Source organism: uncultured Murdochiella sp., from assembly GCF_902488755.1.
GTDB lineage: Bacteria > Bacillota > Clostridia > Tissierellales > Peptoniphilaceae > Murdochiella.
Genome location: NZ_CABTXF010000074.1, coordinates 1 through 2,559, shown reverse-complemented (window position 1 = coordinate 2,559; position 2,559 = coordinate 1). Strand labels below are relative to the sequence as shown.

At 44.7% G+C, this 2,559-nt stretch carries 2 protein-coding genes; both read right to left on the bottom strand.

What is annotated here, in order from left to right; genetic code table 11:
• Positions 1-365: 365 nt before the first annotated feature.
• On the bottom strand, positions 366-1,370 hold the full coding sequence (locus tag RDL68_RS06215; RefSeq protein WP_308540810.1) for an asparaginase: 1,005 nt from the start codon (positions 1,368-1,370) through the stop codon (positions 366-368).
• 93 nt (positions 1,371-1,463) lie between these two features.
• Positions 1,464-2,432, bottom strand: a complete 969-nt coding sequence (locus tag RDL68_RS06210) for an ATP-binding cassette domain-containing protein (protein WP_308540809.1) — start codon at positions 2,430-2,432, stop codon at positions 1,464-1,466.
• Between the last annotated feature and the right edge of the window lie 127 nt (positions 2,433-2,559).

The window sequence follows — 2,559 nt, the reverse complement described above, 5'->3', positions numbered from 1 at the left end:
TTAACGCTCATGGAATATGGGTGCGCCGCGGGCAAATTACGGCGGCTTTTCACATTTTTACGTTTTACAGCCGTAAATATTCTGCCCACTTTACAGCGGTTTTCCGCACTTTTGCGTTTTTCCGCCGTAATGCAGCCACGGGATTTACGGCGGCTTTCCGCATTTTCCTATTGTACAGCCGTAATTGTCTCGCCATCAAAGGAGCATGTTTCTCGTCTCACATCATTTACAAATGTACAAAAAAGTATTGTTTTGTATCAATCAATGAAAACAACGAACCGACTCCACTCAAAATCAAGAATCTACTGCCTCTTGTTTTTTTGAAGTCGGTTCATAATTAAGAAATCAGAACGAAAGGAGTGCCCTTAAAACCACAGCGTATCGCGGTTAATCGGCGTTTGAAAAAGTCTTCGCGCACTCGTTGTATCCGTGGTTTGACCCAACACCCACATGAGTTTGGTCACAACGGACGGCAGCGACATATCGTATGCTTCCCATAGATCTAAATCTTCTTTGGCATCTTTCCCTACGGCATAGACGGACATATCGCTTCCTTCATATGGTACCTGCGTAGTCATCACAACGGTTTTCCCTTTTTGAAGCAGTTTTTCCACCGCATCTCGATATGCGCCTTCGCGGTAGGTCGGAAGTCCGCCGACACCAAACGCTTCGATAATAATGCCATGAAAGGTGTCTCCAAAGATGCTAAGCATCGTGGGATCAAGAGAAGGCGTTAGCTTAAACAAACCAACAGTGCCATCTAACACGGAATAAAAACAGACTGACGCGCTTTGTCGCTCTTTGTCATCAATATAGAAGGCGATTCGCTCATCCTGTATCGTCGCCAACAATGGATAATTTACACTGTCAAACGCATTATAGCTTTTCGTTCGCACTTTTTGCACGCGTGTCCCGCAGATCACTTTGCCTTGAAAAACAACATTAACATCATGCGCACGAGCATCGGCAGCAAAACGAATAGCATCACGCAAATTGACACGTGCATCGGTGCTATCCAAATTAATTGGTTTTTGTGATCCGGTAAGCACGATGGGCTTTGAAGAATGCTGAATCAAATAGGACAACGCCGCGGAAGAATACGCCATGGTATCCGTACCATGACAAAGAACAAAGCCGTCATAATCCGCATAATGCTGTTCAATGGCTTTTGCCATAGCAAGCCAATGTTCGACTTCAATATTGGTGGAATCCAGATTAAATAACTGAACGGCATCCACTTCAATGGAGGAGGATAGAGCCGGCAAATACGCCAACAGTTCCTCTGCGGGAATGGCCGGCGTTAGTCCTTCTTTTGTCGCAATGGAGGCGATGGTGCCGCCGGTTCCTAAAAGCAAGATCTTTTTATTCATGCTCTCTCCCTTCAAAAGCAATTTTGACGATGGATTATCCACTCGGCTACCGTTGTCTTGCTGACGGAAAGCGAACGCGAAAATCAACAGGCATCACAAAGTAATAATATGATCGAAGCGAGAATCTTCTTTTGCGTGTTCGTCATGTTTCACGTAGACGAAGGTAATATTCGGGTCTTGCAAAAGAATCTCTTCGATCTCGCGCGCACTGTCTGTATCCAAGTTGGAAGTTGTTTCATCGACAAGTATAACGTCTTTTTTGCGGATCAGTGCGCGAGCGAGGGCAATACGCTGCCGCTCGCCGCCGGAAATATTCTCGCCATGCTCCAACAGCTTCATATCTAGGCCATCTTGATTAACGAATCGGTCGATTCCGACAAGATGAGCGACACGGTCTACTTCTTCCTCTAAGAAAGCGTCACCGAGCGTAATATTAAATCGCACCGTATTTTCAAAAATATAATTATTTTGCGTAATATACGCCATATTCTGCACTCCATGATAGGGAGAAATCACGTTTCCATCAATTCGAATGGTCCCTTCATCAGGAGAATCGATGCCGAAAAGAATATTCAGTAAGGTGGTCTTTCCACTTCCGCTCGGTCCGACGATGCGTGCATTTTCTCCACGCCGAATGGATGCGTTCACAGCATGAAAAAGCGTCTTATCTCCATATCTTTTAGTCAATCCGGAGGCAGTCAATTCATGTTCAAGAATCGGCTTTTCCTTATCATCCTCCGTATCTTCCTGCGAAAGGCGCGCTAATAAAGGACGAGCACCTTTGACTTTGCTCATCAATTCCGGAAAGGAGGCGAGCGAATTATACAACTGGCCGGTGAGATTTCCGGCGGTCAAAACCAGCGAGATAGGGATTGCTCCAATAAAAATGAGTATCGCCAACACAAAGAGATTCACCACTTGGGCAATCACACTGGAGAGAGCGCTAATCTGTTCTAAAACGATAGTACGATGCTTTAACGAGATCCATGCCTCGTTGAACGCCCGGAATAGCGGTAGATGTGCTTCCTTAAAGCCACGAGAAAAATCAAAAACAGCATACACCTTTCTTCCATTAAAAAGGTCCGTAAGGTGATGAAGGAAAGTTTCGTATGCCGTCTTCTGCTTGAAAAAAATAATGTAGCTAAAATAAATCTATTTACTCTCGCTTATAAAAAAAATCACTACTACT

Bases quoted from the DNA above. Each gene is read 5' to 3' on its own strand.
- RDL68_RS06215 (WP_308540810.1), bottom strand. From the start codon at position 1,370: ATGAATAAAAAGATCTTGCTTTTAGGAACCGGCGGCACCATCGCCTCC.